The 13,820-nt window shown below is 71.8% G+C and carries 14 protein-coding genes; 11 read left to right on the forward strand and 3 right to left on the reverse strand.

Going from position 1 to position 13,820, the window contains the following annotated elements; all coding sequences use genetic code 11:
• Positions 1-2 precede the first annotated feature (2 nt).
• Together BG482_RS26510 and nudC are read left to right on the forward strand one after the other, a co-directional pair.
• A complete protein-coding gene (locus BG482_RS26510; RefSeq protein ID WP_069771659.1) occupies positions 3-1,415 on the forward strand; it encodes a dipeptidase in 1,413 nt (470 codons plus the stop codon).
• A 155-nt stretch (positions 1,416-1,570) separates the two neighbouring features.
• Positions 1,571-2,512: an NAD(+) diphosphatase gene (nudC, locus tag BG482_RS26515; protein ID WP_069771660.1), complete on the forward strand. Its 942-nt coding sequence runs from the start codon at positions 1,571-1,573 to the stop codon at positions 2,510-2,512.
• Between the two features lie 82 nt (positions 2,513-2,594).
• Here nudC and BG482_RS26520 read toward each other — a convergent pair whose 3' ends face one another.
• Complete coding sequence (locus BG482_RS26520) at positions 2,595-2,837, reverse strand: mycoredoxin (RefSeq protein WP_069771661.1); 243 nt, start codon at positions 2,835-2,837, stop codon at positions 2,595-2,597.
• Positions 2,838-3,031: 194 nt separating this feature from the next.
• Between BG482_RS26520 and BG482_RS26525 the strand changes: the two genes are divergently transcribed.
• The 5 genes from BG482_RS26525 (at position 3,032) to BG482_RS43510 (ending at position 7,033) form a co-directional block, all read left to right on the forward strand.
• On the forward strand, positions 3,032-5,236 hold the full coding sequence (locus BG482_RS26525) for an ATP-dependent DNA helicase UvrD2 (RefSeq protein ID WP_176741466.1): 2,205 nt from the start codon (positions 3,032-3,034) through the stop codon (positions 5,234-5,236).
• A 187-nt stretch (positions 5,237-5,423) separates the two neighbouring features.
• Complete coding sequence (locus tag BG482_RS26530) at positions 5,424-5,741, forward strand: hypothetical protein (protein WP_069771663.1); 318 nt, start codon at positions 5,424-5,426, stop codon at positions 5,739-5,741.
• Positions 5,742-5,919: 178 nt separating this feature from the next.
• Entirely contained in the window at positions 5,920-6,288 is a 369-nt protein-coding gene (locus BG482_RS26535) for a WhiB family transcriptional regulator (protein WP_069771664.1), read from the forward strand.
• Positions 6,285-6,608: a hypothetical protein gene (locus BG482_RS26540; protein WP_069771665.1), complete on the forward strand. Its 324-nt coding sequence runs from the start codon at positions 6,285-6,287 to the stop codon at positions 6,606-6,608. The genes BG482_RS26535 and BG482_RS26540 overlap by 4 nt, the downstream gene beginning before the upstream one ends.
• A gap of 140 nt (positions 6,609-6,748) precedes the next feature.
• Complete coding sequence (locus tag BG482_RS43510) at positions 6,749-7,033, forward strand: hypothetical protein (protein WP_141746664.1); 285 nt, start codon at positions 6,749-6,751, stop codon at positions 7,031-7,033.
• A gap of 23 nt (positions 7,034-7,056) precedes the next feature.
• Here BG482_RS43510 and BG482_RS26545 read toward each other — a convergent pair whose 3' ends face one another.
• A complete protein-coding gene (locus BG482_RS26545) occupies positions 7,057-8,463 on the reverse strand; it encodes an AarF/ABC1/UbiB kinase family protein (protein WP_069771666.1) in 1,407 nt (468 codons plus the stop codon).
• Positions 8,456-9,670: a TOMM precursor leader peptide-binding protein gene (locus tag BG482_RS26550; protein WP_069771667.1), complete on the reverse strand. Its 1,215-nt coding sequence runs from the start codon at positions 9,668-9,670 to the stop codon at positions 8,456-8,458. The genes BG482_RS26545 and BG482_RS26550 overlap by 8 nt, the downstream gene beginning before the upstream one ends.
• 239 nt (positions 9,671-9,909) lie before the next feature.
• Between BG482_RS26550 and BG482_RS26555 the strand changes: the two genes are divergently transcribed.
• The 4 genes from BG482_RS26555 (at position 9,910) to BG482_RS26570 (ending at position 13,779) form a co-directional block, all read left to right on the forward strand.
• Positions 9,910-10,506 (forward strand): M48 family metallopeptidase, encoded by a 597-nt coding sequence (locus BG482_RS26555; RefSeq protein WP_069771668.1) that lies wholly within the window; start codon positions 9,910-9,912, stop codon positions 10,504-10,506.
• Between the two features lie 142 nt (positions 10,507-10,648).
• Positions 10,649-12,313, forward strand: coding sequence for a TerD family protein (locus BG482_RS26560; protein ID WP_069771669.1), 1,665 nt, complete (start codon positions 10,649-10,651; stop codon positions 12,311-12,313).
• 11 nt (positions 12,314-12,324) lie between these two features.
• Positions 12,325-13,005, forward strand: a complete 681-nt coding sequence (locus BG482_RS26565; RefSeq protein ID WP_069771670.1) for an AIM24 family protein — start codon at positions 12,325-12,327, stop codon at positions 13,003-13,005.
• Positions 13,006-13,023: 18 nt separating this feature from the next.
• Positions 13,024-13,779 carry an AIM24 family protein gene (locus tag BG482_RS26570; RefSeq protein WP_069771671.1) on the forward strand — a complete coding sequence of 252 codons (756 nt, stop codon included), beginning with the start codon at positions 13,024-13,026 and terminating at the stop codon, positions 13,777-13,779.
• Positions 13,780-13,820: the final 41 nt, after the last annotated feature.

The raw sequence follows: 13,820 nt of genomic DNA on the forward strand, positions 1-13,820 counted from the left end.
GCATGAGCCATCCCGTTGACAGTGCCGTCAGCGCCGTCCGCACGTACATCGAGCAGCACCGCGCCGCCTTCCTCGACGACCTCGCCGAGTGGCTGCGCATCCCGTCGGTGTCGGCCCAGCCCGACCACGCACCCGACGTACGGCGCAGCGCGGACTGGCTCGCCGCCAAACTGAGGGAGACCGGTTTCCCGACGGTCGAGGTCTGGCCGACGCCGGGTGCGCCGGCCGTGTACGCCGAGTGGCCGTCCGGCGACCCGCAGGCTCCCACCGTCCTGGTCTACGGCCATCACGACGTGCAGCCCGCCGCCCGTGAGGACGGCTGGGACACCGACCCCTTCGAGCCCGTCGTGCGCGAGAACCGCCTCTACGCGCGCGGGGCGGCCGACGACAAGGGCCAGGTCTTCTTCCACACCCTGGGCGTACGCGCCCACCTCGCCGCCACCGGCCGCCCGGCCCCGGCCGTCACCCTCAAGCTGCTGATCGAGGGCGAGGAGGAGTCCGGCTCCCCGAACTTCCGCGACCTGGTCGAGCGGCAGGCGGAGCGGCTCGCCGCGGACGCCGTGATCGTCTCCGACACGGGCATGTGGTCCGAGGACACCCCGACCGTGTGCACCGGCATGCGAGGTCTCGCCGAGTGCGAGATCCGGCTCCTCGGCCCCGACCAGGACATCCATTCCGGCTCCTTCGGCGGCGCCGTGCCCAACCCGGCCACCGCGGTCGCGCGACTGGTGGCCGCCCTGCACGACGAGCACGCGCGCGTGGCCGTCCCCGGCTTCTACGACGGCGTCGTCGAACTCACCGACCGCGAGCGCGAACTCTTCGCCGAGCTGCCCTTCGACGAGGAGGAGTGGCTGCGCACCGCCAGGTCCCACGCCGCACACGGCGAGGCGGGACACTCCACCCTGGAACGCATCTGGGCCCGCCCCACCGCCGAGGTGAACGGCATCGGCGGCGGCTACCAGGGCCCCGGCATCAAGACGATCGTCCCGTCCTCGGCGTTCGTGAAACTGTCCTTCCGGCTCGTCGCCGGCCAGGATCCCGAGCACGTCGAGAAGGCCGTCCGCGCGTGGGCCGCCGACCAGCTGCCCGCCGGGATCCGGCACGAGATCACCTTCGGTCCGGCCACCCGCCCGTGTCTGACCCCGCTCGACCACCCGGCGCTGCAGTCGGTGGTCCGCGCCATGGGCCGCGCCTTCGACGCACCCGTCCGCTTCACCCGTGAGGGCGGCTCCGGGCCCGCCGCCGACCTGCAGGAGGTCCTCGGCGCTCCCGTGCTCTTCCTCGGCATCTCCGTTCCCTCGGACGGCTGGCACGCGCCGAACGAGAAGGTCGAGCTGGACCTCCTCCTCAGGGGCGTCGAGACCGCCGCCCACCTCTGGAGCGACCTCGCGGACAACTGGCGTCATGCGCCCTGACGTCCCCGATCGGCCCGGAGCGCCCGCGCGCGGGGCGCACACTGGACAGACCGCCCCGCCCCGCGACCCCGCACCCGAACCGGTCGTCCCCTGCTGTACGTCCCGCTGAACCGCCCGCCGAAACAACCGTTCCACCGGGGGAGTTGGAAGTACCCGTGACCACCTGGACCGACCAGAACGCCGATCGACCCATCTCGCTCACCGCGCCGAGCGGCGTCGACCGGGCCGCCCACCACCGGCTCGACGAGGCCTGGCTGGCCGCGGCGTGGAGCCACCCGACGACGCGCTGCTTCGTCGTCTCCGGCGGTCAGGTCCTCATCGACGAGACGGCCGACGCCCGCACCGAACTCGTCATGACCCCGTCGTTCGAGGCGCCCCTCACCGAGGCGCACCGCTACTTCCTGGGGACCGACGACGACGGCGTCAGCTACTTCGCCCTGCAGAAGGACGCGCTGCCCGGCCGCATCGACCAGTCCGCGCGCCCGGCCGGACTGCGCGAGGCGGGACTGCTGCTGTCACCCCGCGACGTCGGGCTCATGGTGCACGCGGTCGGCCTGGAGAACTGGCAACGCACCCACCGCTTCTGCTCCCGCTGCGGCGAGCGCACGGTCATCGCCGCCGCCGGTCACATCCGCCGCTGCCCGGCCTGCGGCGCCGAGCACTACCCGCGCACCGACCCCGCGGTGATCATGGCCGTGACCGACGAGGACGACCGCATCCTCCTCGGCCGCCGGGTCCACTGGCCCGAAGGCCGCTTCTCCACCCTGGCCGGCTTTGTGGAGCCGGGCGAGTCGATCGAGCAGTCCGTGCGTCGTGAGGTCTTCGAGGAAGCCGGCATCACCGTCGGCCCGGTCGAGTACATCGCCAGCCAGCCCTGGCCCTTCCCGTCCAGCCTCATGCTGGGCTTCATGGCCCGCGCCACGTCCACCGACATCGACGTCGACGGCGACGAGATCCACGAGGCCCGCTGGTTCTCCCGCGACGAACTGGGCGCCGCCTTCGAGTCCGGCGAGGTGCTGCCCCCCTACGGGATCTCCATCGCGGCCCGCCTGATCGAACTCTGGTACGGCAAGCCGCTGCCCACCCGCAGCGCCTGACCCGACACAGGCGAAGGGCGGCCCCGAGAGCTCGGGGCCGCCCTTTCTCGCACGGCTGCGCCTGGTCACGCGCCGGACACGATCACACGCCGATCTTCTGCTTCACCTGCGCCAGCGACGGGTTCGTCAGCGTCGAACCGTCGGGGAAGAGGACCGTCGGCACCGTCTGGTTTCCGCCATTCGCCTTCTCGACGAACGCGGCGGAATCCGGGTCCTGCTCGATGTTGATCTCGGTGTACGCGATGCCCTCGCGGTCCATCTGCTTCTTCAGCCGCTGGCAGTAGCCGCACCACGTGGTGCTGTACATCGTCACGGTGCCCAGCATGTCTCTCGTGCTCCTTCGGCGGGTCGGGGGACAGGCGATCCTACGGGGACAACGCACGCGGCAGGGCTGCCATTCCCCGCGAGCCGAGCCTCGGCGCGGGCGCCGAGGTGACGCTCGCCGCATTAGTACGACTGCGAGGGCCCGCCTGTGGACAACCGACCCGTCCGCCTCCGGGGACCTGGCAGCATGGCTGTGTGACAGCAGCAACGCACTCCTCCCTCTTCCCGCAGGCACCGGACTCGGCCGACGCGGTGCTCGAAGGGCTCGACCCCGAGCAGCGCGAGGTGGCCACCGCCCTGCGCGGTCCGGTGTGCGTGCTGGCAGGAGCCGGTACCGGCAAGACCCGGGCGATCACCCACCGCATCGCCTACGGAGTCCGCGCCGGCATCCTGCAGCCCTCCAGCGTGCTCGCCGTCACCTTCACCAACCGTGCCGCCGGGGAGATGCGGGGCCGACTGCGCCAGCTGGGAGCCCAGGGCGTCCAGGCCCGCACCTTCCACTCCGCGGCCCTGCGTCAGCTCCAGTACTTCTGGCCGAAAGCGATCGGTGGCTCTCTGCCCCGGCTCGTCGACCGAAAGATCCAGCTCGTCGCGGACGCGGCCGCCGCCTGCCGCATCCGGCTCGACCGGGGTGAGCTGCGGGACGCCACCGCGGAGATCGAATGGTCCAAGGTCACCCAGACCGTCCCGGCCGACTACGCCCTGGCCGCCGCCAAGGCGGGCCGCGAGATCCCCCGCGATCCGGCCGAGATCGCCCAGCTCTACGCCGCCTACGAGGACATGAAGCGGGCCCGCGGGGTCATCGACTTCGAGGACGTCCTGCTGCTGACCGTCGCCGTCCTGCAGGACCGGCACGACATCGCCGAGCAGGTGCGCGCCCAGTACCAGCACTTCGTGGTCGACGAGTACCAGGACGTCAGCCCCCTCCAGCAGCGCCTGCTCGAGCTGTGGCTCGGCGAGCGGGACGACCTGTGCGTGGTCGGCGACGCCAGCCAGACGATCTACTCCTTCACCGGGGCCACCCCCGACCACCTGCTCGACTTCCGCACCCGCCACCCCGGCGCCACCGTCGTCAAGCTCGTGCGCGACTACCGCTCCACGCCGCAGGTCGTCCATCTCGCGAACGGTCTGCTCGCCCAGGCCCGCGGCCGCGCCGCGGACCACCGTCTGGAGCTGGTCTCCCAGCGCGCGCCCGGACCGGAGCCCGCGTACTCCGAATACCCCGACGAGCCGGCCGAGGCGGAGGGCGCGGCCCGCCGCATCCGCGAGCTCCTCGGCGCCGGCGTCCCGGCCGCCGAGATCGCCGTCCTGTTCCGTACGAACGCGCAGTCGGAGACCTACGAGCAGGCTCTGGCCGACCTCGGCGTCCCGTACCAGCTGCGCGGCGCCGAACGGTTCTTCGACCGGCCCGAGGTGCGCAAGGCGGGGGTCGCCCTGCGCGGCGCGGCCCGCTTCGGCGGCAACGACGCGCTTCTGGAGGACGCCGTCGATCTGCCCTCCCAGGTGCGTGCCGTCCTCTCCGGCGAGGGCTGGACCAACCAGCCGCCGGCCGGCTCCGGGGCCGTCAGAGAGCGCTGGGAGTCGTTGGCCGCGCTGGTCGGCCTCGCCCAGGACTTCGCCGCCGCCCAGCCCGGCGCCACCCTCGCCGACCTGGTGGCCGAGCTCGACGAGCGGGCGAGCGCCCAGCACGCCCCGACCGTGCAGGGCGTAACCCTCGCCTCCCTCCACTCGGCCAAGGGCCTCGAGTGGGACGTCGTCTTCCTCGTCGGCGTCGCCGAGGGCATGATGCCGATCACCTACGCCAAGACCGACGAGCAGATCGAGGAGGAGCGCCGTCTCCTCTACGTAGGGGTCACCCGGGCCCGTGAACGTCTCCATGTCTCCTGGGCGCTCTCCCGCTCGCCGGGCGGCCGCCCCAGCCGTCGTCCCAGCCGTTTCCTCGACGGCCTGCGCCCCGGCTCGGGCGCCGCAGCCGGCCGCGTCGGGGTCGGAGGCGCCGGAGGCATCGAGCGCGGCTTCACCGGCGGGACGGCGCTCGCGCCCGCCGCGCCACGCCGGACGCAGCGCAGCCCGGCCCGCTGCCGGGTCTGCGGACGGACCCTGACCGACGCCGGCGAGATGAAGCTGATGCGCTGCGAGGACTGCCCTTCCGACATGGACGAGGGGCTTTACGAACGACTGCGGGACTGGCGTGCGGTCCAGGCCCGGCGAAGCGGACAGCCGGCGTACTGCGTCTTCACGGACAAGACGCTGATGGCGATCGCCGAGACCGTGCCCGAGGAGGAGGGCGAGCTCGCGCGGATCCCGGGGGTGGGCGTGCGCAAGCTCAACCGCTACGGCACCGACGTTCTCGCCATCTGCGCAGGCCAAGACGTTGCGGGGGGCGACGCGGAGGACTGAGGGGCGAGGCGCGGGACATTGATCCGAACTCGTCGGAAAAATAGTTTGCGCATGCCCCGGCAATCCCCATAGGTTCTTAGACACGGGAACGGCGGCCTTCTCCAAGGCCCTGCTTCCGTGCTGTACTTGCATATCCGTCGGACCGGCTCACCCCGGTCCCCCGAGACGCCGAGAGGAGGCGATTCCAGTGATCATCATCAACCGCAGCTCCGCCGCCAAACTGACCGATCTCTCGGTCGTCTCCACGTGCATGCTCGGCGCCTCCACCCTGGGCACCGGTCTGTCCGGCATCAGTGCCGGCCGGCTGGCGTCCTCCTCCGTTGCCTCCGCGGATCTTCCCGTCCGCGAGCGCAATGAGCGACCGACCAAGGCACTGGAAGCAGTAAAGGGACAGGCGCATGCCTATGCCTTTGCGGCAGCCGGTGCCGGATTCCGGAAGCAGACGACGCAGCACCACCTGATGTGGGCCTTCCGTGGGCCGGAACCCTGGAGTGATCCAGCCTGATCGTCGATCAGGCCGGTGCCTTCAGGGCCGCGGAACCCCACCCGGGATCCGCGGCCCTTCTGTTTGTCCCGAACCAGGGGACGACGGAGCGAAGGGGCCTCGGGACAAGAAAAGAACCCGGTACCCGCCGACAACCGGTCCTACCGGACCGGACCGACCAGACGAGGAAAAACACACCGTGCAACTCGAAGCGCACGCCCCGTCCGTACCGCCTTCCGACACGTTCCCCCCGCCCGGCCTCACGAAGGACCCCACCTTGACCCCGCTCACGGCGCTCACCGCGCTCGACGACGCCATCGAGAACCTCGGCGTGCCCGTCCCCTGCCGTTCCTACGACCCGGAGGTCTTCTTCGCCGAGACCCCCGCCGACGTCGAGTACGCCAAGTCCCTTTGCCGCACCTGCCCGCTGGTCGAGGCCTGCCTCGCCGGTGCCAAGGAGCGGCGCGAGCCCTGGGGTGTCTGGGGTGGCGAGCTGTTCGTCCAGGGTGTCGTCGTCGCCCGCAAGCGGCCGCGTGGTCGCCCGCGCAAGAACCCGGTCACAGCATGAACATCGCAGGAACGATCGACCGCCCCCTCACGCAAGACCCCAAGAAGCAGGCCCCGATGAAGCCGTTCACCAGCGAGCCCGCAGGCTCCGCGACCGAAGACGTCACCACCACCGGCGCGTACGACTCGCGTCAGAACAGGACCCGCGAGATGCAACTCATCCCAGAAGCCCTGGCTCGTGCGCATATGCACGACCGACTGCGCGAGGCCGAGCAGGGGCGCCAGGCCGCGCGCCTGCTGGCCGCTCGCCGGATGCAACGTCGGGCCGAGCGCGCCTCGCTGCGCGCCCGCCGGGCGCTCGCCATGGCCGTGATGCAGTAACGACACCCACCTGAAGCGGTGGCCTCCCGACTCACCGGGGGGGCGAAGCTCTCCCCGCGGGGGCCGGTCCGTCCGAACGGACCGGCCCCCGCGGTGCGTTGTAGAGCGAACCGCCGGGTTGCGGGGCTATCGTCCCGAGGATGACGCGTCCTCCCGGAGACAGCGACCGAGCCGGAGACGGCGACCGAGCCGGAGACGGCGACCGAGCCGGAGACAGCGACGGAGCCGGAGACCGCGAGCTAGGCGACTCCATGCGCTCGCCCGGCCTCGTGGCGTGCGGGCGCTGCGGTGCGCAGGCCGCGCAGCCACCACCCGTCACCTGGACCTGCTCGGTGGAGCGCGGCGCGCGACGTTACTTCTGCGAGGCCTGTGCGCGCGACAACCTCAGGGCGATCGAGGGGCGACTGGACTCGGACTGGTGGTGAGAAGCGTCACACCACCCCTCTCCTCAGGCCTCCGCGACCGAATCCTCTGCCTCCAGCTCCTCCAGCTCGTCCAGTGCTTCCTGGTCGTCGGGGGCCTCCTCCGGGAGGAATCCGGGCAGCCACTCCTCCAGCTCCGCGCGCAGTCGCACCGTCGCGCCGAGCTGGCACAGCACGCCGATCGTGCTCAGTGTCACCCGGTGTATCAGCAGGTAGGCCGGCGGCAGGTTGAGCTGCTTGCCCAACTGGTGGGCGGGGGAGCGTATGTCGGCGATCCTGGCCGCCTGACTGCGCATCCAGCCGCGGGTGAACGTGAACTCCTCCACCCGGGCCGGCTCGATGATCGGCAGGAGGTAGTCGAGGACCGCGTCGGGGTCCAGCTCGATGGACTCCTTGACGAAGCCCTCCCTGCGGAGGAGTTCGTAGACCGCCTCCGCCTCGCCGTCCAGCGTCATGCGCAGCGACTCACCGATCGGATCGGGCAGGCCGCCCGGGAGCCGGTCCACGGTGCCGAAGTCCAGCACGCCCAGCCGCCAGTCGTCCTCGCCGCCCGGTCCGCCCGGCAGGAGACGGAAGTTGCCGGGGTGCGGGTCGGCGTGCAGCAGGCCGGTGCGTGCCGGACCGGAGAAGAGAAAGCGGGACAGCAGCTGACCGGCGCGATCGCGCTGCTCCTCGGTCCCGTCGGCGATCACCTCGGAGAGCGGCACGCCGTCCATCCACTCGGTGATCAGGATCTGGTCGCACTGGTGGACGACGGCGGGAACCACGACGTCGGGGTCGTCGACGAACTCCTCCGCGTGGGCCTGCTGGGCCCGCGCCTCCAGGCCGTAGTCGAGCTCCTCGGAGACCCGGTCCCTGAGTTCCGTGATCAGCGGCTTGACGTCCATGCCGGGGATCAGCGGGCCCAACAGCCTCGCGAACCTGCTGAGTTGGTTCAGGTCGGACAGGAGTGCCGCGCCGGCCCCGGGATACTGGACCTTGACCGCGACCTCCCGGCCGTCGTGCCACACCGCTCGATGCACCTGGCCGATCGAGGCTGCCGCCGCCGGCTTGTCGTCGAACTCCAGGAACAGCTCGGACCAGTCCTCGCCGAGCTGCGCCGTGAGCACGGAGTGCATGGTGCGGGTCGGCATCGGCGGCGCCGCGTCCTGAAGCTTGGTGAGCGCCGCGCGGTAGGGGCCGGCCACCTCCTCGGGCAGGGCGGACTCGAAGACGGACAGCGCCTGTCCGAACTTCATCGCTCCGCCCTTCAGCTCGCCCAGCACCTTGAAGAGCTGCTCGGCGGTGCGCTGCTGCAGCTCGCGGCCGACGATCTCCGCGGACTCGCCGACGATCCGCTTGCCCAGGCCCCAGGTCGCCCGCCCGGCGAAGCCGAGCGGGAGCGCGGCGAGCTTGGCGGTCCGGGTGACCGCCTTCCGGGGAAGATCAGACATGCGCCCTCCAAGTCCCAGACAGCCGCGTCGCGTCCGCCGTACGGCGATGCTCCGTCGGATGCCGATGCCTGTCCATTGTCGCGTGTGCTCCCCGGTCCTCGGAGGGGTGTTCCCGCTCACCTTTGCGCGCGGCCCCGCACGGGCAGGCGGAGTGGGGCCGTACCGGTCGTGCGCGCCACTGCAGGGTGGGGGAGCTGACCTCCCACCGTGCGCCTTCGCCCGGCGGGGTCCGACCGTCGAGGAAGGCGAGGGCATGGGCGGCGGCCAGTCCGGCGACGGCCGTGGCCAGGGCCAGGTCACAGGCGCGTACCGCGCGTTTTCCGCCGGAGTGCCACTGGGCGACCAGCCGCGGCCAGGCCGGATCCCGGTCGATGCGCTCCTGCTGCAGACAACCCGCGCAGCCCGTCTCGCCCGGCAGCACCAGCGGACCGACGACGCCCGTGCCCTCCACGACGCCGGTATAGAGATGGGGTGTGCCCGAGGCAATCAGAGGATCCGCCGCCGAGGGCGCGGGCGCGTGCACGGACACATCGTCCCGCGGGGCGAGGATCACCAGGCTGAAGCCCGGGGTGTCCGACCCGTGCGGAGCCCCCGGGGACCTGCGCGGCGGGCGGTCCGGTGCGGCCCGGCGTACGACACGGCGGGCGGACTCGTCCCGGCGCTCACCGATCGACTCGGCCGGGAGGCCGCCCGGAGCGACGTCCTCCGGCTCCACCCGGCCGCCGTCCTGCACCTCCACCCCGCCGACACCCGCCCCCGACAGCAGGGCGGCGAGCACCGCGCCGACCCGGCCCGCGCCCCGCACCTGCACCCGCAGCCCGCGCCGGGCGGCCAGGTGCTCGATCGCGTCGCCCGGTTCCGGCGTGAGAAGGGACAGCGCGGCGAGATCGGGGCGCAGCCGGTCCATGACCTCCCTCTTCTCCCGCAGCGCGGCGGCGTCCGGTCCGCCGCCGCGCGCGTCGTCGAGCAACCCCGCCCGGGCCAGCCGGTCCACCAGCCGGTCGACATGGCCGTCGGGCAGATCCATGCGGCGGCCCTCCTCCCGTAGCAGCGGCAGCCCTCGGGTGCCGTCCAGCAGGTCGAGGAAACTCCCGGTGGCCGTGTCCACCGGGCCGAGCGTCAGTGCGTGCGCCGGCGTCATCCCGAACTGCACCGTGTTGAGGTCACGCCAGCCGCGCCGCAGCGCGGGCTTCACCGTCGGATGCATCGAAGGCCCCCGTATGCCTGGAAACTCCCCGTGACGTCGACGGAGCGGGGCGTGGGGTGTCCTCGCTCCGCCGACGAGTGCCAGCATGCCCGGCCCCGCCGGAGCCCGCCGAAAGTTGTCCACAGGCAGCGGTGTTCATCGTACAAATGCGTCGTACGAGGCAAAAGTGACGAGAGAGATCGGAACCGAACCGCCCCGGAGTCGGGACTTCCCCCATGTGCAGCGGGTAACGTCGGGGCGTGTCCGCCGACCCACTGCACCGCGCCGGAACACCACAGCGCAGTACGACGAGCCAGCCGCCGAGCGGCCCACGGGCGAGCGCGATCGAGGTCCGCAGAAGCGCCCGTCGACGCCGGACGGTCTCCGCGTACCGCGAGGGCGACCGCACCATCGTGCTGATCCCCGCCCGGATGTCCGAGGCCGAGGAGCAACGCTGGGTGAACGTCATGCTCGACAAGCTCGCCGCGCAGGAGAGCAGGCGGGTGCCGGGCGACGCCGAGCTGGCCGAGCGCGCGGAGCGGCTTTCGGCCCAGTGCTTCGGCGGCCGGGCCCGGCCCGCCTCGGTGCGCTGGGTGACCAACCAGAACACCCGGTGGGGGTCGTGCACCCCGGCCGAGGGCAGCATCCGGCTGTCGCACCGGCTCAAGGGCATGCCCGAGTACGTCATCGACTACGTCCTCGCCCACGAGCTCGCGCACCTGCTCGTGCCCGGCCACGGCCCCGACTTCTGGCGGCTGCTGGAGGCGTACCCGCGCACCGAGCGCGCACGCGGCTACCTGGAGGGCGTCGTCGCGGCCGAACGGCTGCCCCACCCGCCGGGCGCACGCGCGGAGTGACCTGCGCCGCGCGCGGTGAACCCGTCCGACCTCATGCGACGCCGGTTGTGTACCGGGTCTGTACCGACATCGTGCGTTGTCCGACTTTGCCGTTAGCCTGACGCGACGCACTCGCAATCGGGATGGGGGACGGTCGTTACGCATGCCCAGGGAATTCCAACGCGGCCACAAGGCCAAGATCAGTGACCTCACCGCGGGCACCGATCTGTACGTAGGCGTGCAGATCACCGCACCCGGCCTGACCTTCGACATCAGCTGCTTCGGCCTCGACGCCGACGAGCGGCTCTCGGACGACCGGTACTTCGTCTTCTTCAACCAGCCGAAGTCTCCCGAGGAGTCCATCCAGCTCCTGGGCGCCCAGGCCGGCGACACGGAGTCCTTCCGCATCACCCTGGACCGGATCCCGCCGCAGATCCAGAAGCTCTCCTTCACGGCGACCCTCGATGGCGCCGGGCAGATGTCGCAGATCGGTCCCGGCCATCTCCGCATCGTCGCGGGCGGTGAGGAAGTGGCCCGCTACGCGTTCAGCGGCGCGGAGTTCACCACCGAGCGGGCCGTGATGCTGGGCGACTTCTACCTGAAGGACGTCTGGCGGTTCGCGGCCGTCGGCCAGGGCTTCGACGGCGGCCTGGACGCGCTGCTGAAGAACTTCGGCGGCGAGGTCGCCGAGGAGGAGGCGCCCGCCGCGCCCGCGCAGCCCCTGACCGGCGGCGCCGCTCCCGGCTTCGCTCCCCCCGCGTTCGGAGCGCCCTCGGCGCCGGCCCCCGCCCCGCATCCGCCGCAGCCGGTCGCTCAGGGCTTCGCGCCCCCGCCCGGCGCCACTCCGCCGCCCGCCCCGGCGCCCGCGCCCTCGGTGCACGCCGCGCCGACCATCATCGCGCCCCTGGCCCCGCCCGGCAGCGGCCATGTCCCGCCCCCGGCCCCCGCCCCGGCGCCCTACGGCCAGCCGCCGCACCAGCCCTACGGGCAGGGACCCGCGCCGACCGCGCCCATGCCGCCCGGCTACGGCCAGCAGCCCCAGGCGCCGCAGGCCCCGCCCGGCTACGGACAGCCGGCTCCGCCGCCCGGCTACGGCCAGCAGCCGCCGTTCGGGCAGATCCCGGGCCAGCAGGCCTACGGCGTGCCCCAGGGCGCCCCGCAGGGCGGCGCCGGTGTGACCGCCGCTCTCCAGCAGTTCAAGGAGACGCCCACCGGGCAGCGCTGGACGCAGCAGAACAAGAAGCTGATCCGCGTCGACCTCGGCATGGGCGGGCAGCCGGTGCTCGCCCGTCAGGGCAGCATGGTCCTCTACCAGGGCAAGGTCGACTTCAGCTACAAGGGCGCCGGGTTCGCCGGGCGGATCGTCGGCAACGCCACCGGCCAGGAGATGCAGCTGATGCGCTGCACCGGCCAGGGGCAGGTCTTCCTCGCCGAGAACTCCACCCATGTGCACCCCATCGAACTCCAGGGCGACGCGATCTGCGTCTCCGCCGAGAACGTCCTCGCCTTCGACGAGAGCCTCCAGTACGAGGTCCGTCGCATCGAGGGGCACGGCATTCCCGGCGGCGCGCTGTTCACCATGCAGTTCCAGGGCACCGGCACCATCGTCGTCAAGACGCACGGCACCCCCGTCGTCCTGCCGGTCACGCCCACCACGTTCGCCGACTGCAACGCCGTCGTCGCCTGGTCGGCCGCCTCCCAGGTGGTCGTCTCCAGCCAGGTGCGGATGCGCCGCAACGCCTACCCCGGCGACACCGGAGAGAGCGTCAACCTCCAGTTCCGGGGAGCTCCCGGCAACTTCATCGTCGTCCAGCCGTACGAGGTCTGAGGGAGCCCGTCATGAACCAGCCGCTCGCGGGCTACGCCCCCGCACCCGTCACCGCCCGCATGGAGAACCACGGCAACCACATGCTGAAGGTCGCCATGCAGACCGGCAACGACCTCTTCGCGCGCGTGGGCTCGATGGTCGCCTACGAGGGCTTCGTCCAGTACGAGCCCAACCCGCCGGCCGTGCGCCAGATCGCGCGCGACTGGATGACCGGCGAGGGCGCGCCCCTGATGAAGTGCACCGGCGACGGTCTGCTCTACCTCGCCGACTACGGCGCCGACGTCGTCGTGATCAACCTCAACGGCGACGGCATCTCCGTCAACGCCACCAACCTGCTCGCCTTCGACGCACACCTCACCTGGGGCGTCGAGCGCGTCAAGGGGCTCGCGAAGTTCGCCGGGCAGGGCCTGTGGAACACCAAGATCAGCGGCCAGGGCTGGGTCGCGCTGACCTCCCGGGGCAAGCCGATCGTGGTCGACTGCGGCGGCGGCGAGGACGAGACGTACGTCGACCCCGACGCGCTCGTCGCCTGGTCCCCGAACCTGAAGGTGAAGGGCAAGCGCAGCTTCAAGGCGCAGTCGCTCATCGGCCGGGGCAGCGGCGAGGCCTACCAGATGGCCTTCTCCGGCCAGGGCATCGTCGTCGTCCAGCCCAGCGAGGACAGCACCGACCGCCTCCGGGTCCGGGGCTGAGGGGGAGCCAGAAACGTCATGCAGAGCCCACTTTTCGCGCACAACGACTCGCAGACCCAGGAACGCTGGAGTCTGCAGAACAAGCAGATGCTCCGGGTCGCTCTGGAGGGCCACGACGACATCCTCGCCCGCAAGGGCACGATGGTCGCCTACCAGGGCCTGATGGAGTTCGACGCCGAGTACCGGAGCAACCAGCAGGGACGCGCGCGGGCGTACACCGGCGAGGGACTGGACCTGATGCGCTGCCACGGGCAGGGCACGGTCTACCTCGCCAACCTCGCCCAGCACATCCACGTGATGGACGTGGAGCAGGACGGCCTCACCGTGGACAGCAGCTATGTGCTCGCCATGGACTCCTCGCTGCACCACGAGGTCATCGCCGTCGACAGCCTCTACGGCATCTCCGGCTCCGGGAAGTACCAGCTCAACATCACCGGTCGCGGCAAGGTCGCCCTGATGACCTCGGGCGCGCCCCTGATGATGCAGGTCACACCGGACAAGTACGTCAACTGCGACGCGGACGCCATCGTCGCCTGGTCCACCGGGCTGCGGGTGCAGATGCAGGCGCAGACCCACTCCTCCGGGGTGTGGCGCCGACGCGGCAACACCGGTGAGGGATGGGAGCTCAGCTTCATGGGCTCCGGCTACGCGCTCGTGCAGCCCAGCGAGCTGCTGCCGCCGCAGAACGCGGCGATCGGCTCCGGTCTGGCCGCCCAGTACGGCATGGGCCAGCAGGGGGCGCGCGGTCAGAACCAGGGCAACGTCTGGAGCTGATCGTCCGGCGGACGACCACGTAAGGGGCGGCCAGCCGGTAC

The sequence above is a fragment of the Streptomyces sp. LUP30 genome (genome assembly GCF_001746365.1).
In the GTDB taxonomy this organism is placed as follows: Bacteria; Actinomycetota; Actinomycetes; order Streptomycetales; family Streptomycetaceae; genus Streptomyces.

What these genes read in the sequence shown, in the direction of transcription:
- BG482_RS26510 (WP_069771659.1), top strand. Translation starts at nt 3, where the DNA reads ATGAGCCATCCCGTTGACAGTGCCGTCAGCGCCGTCCGCACGTACATC.
- BG482_RS26520 (WP_069771661.1), bottom strand. Translation starts at nt 2,837, where the DNA reads ATGCTGGGCACCGTGACGATGTACAGCACCACGTGGTGCGGCTACTGC.
- BG482_RS26540 (WP_069771665.1), top strand. Translation starts at nt 6,285, where the DNA reads ATGAACATCGCAGGAACGATCGACCGCCCCCTCACGCAAGACCCCAAG.
- BG482_RS43510 (WP_141746664.1), top strand. Translation starts at nt 6,749, where the DNA reads ATGACGCGTCCTCCCGGAGACAGCGACCGAGCCGGAGACGGCGACCGA.
- BG482_RS26545 (WP_069771666.1), bottom strand. Translation starts at nt 8,463, where the DNA reads ATGTCTGATCTTCCCCGGAAGGCGGTCACCCGGACCGCCAAGCTCGCC.
- BG482_RS26550 (WP_069771667.1), bottom strand. Translation starts at nt 9,670, where the DNA reads ATGCATCCGACGGTGAAGCCCGCGCTGCGGCGCGGCTGGCGTGACCTC.
- BG482_RS26560 (WP_069771669.1), top strand. Translation starts at nt 10,649, where the DNA reads ATGCCCAGGGAATTCCAACGCGGCCACAAGGCCAAGATCAGTGACCTC.
- BG482_RS26565 (WP_069771670.1), top strand. Translation starts at nt 12,325, where the DNA reads ATGAACCAGCCGCTCGCGGGCTACGCCCCCGCACCCGTCACCGCCCGC.
- BG482_RS26570 (WP_069771671.1), top strand. Translation starts at nt 13,024, where the DNA reads ATGCAGAGCCCACTTTTCGCGCACAACGACTCGCAGACCCAGGAACGC.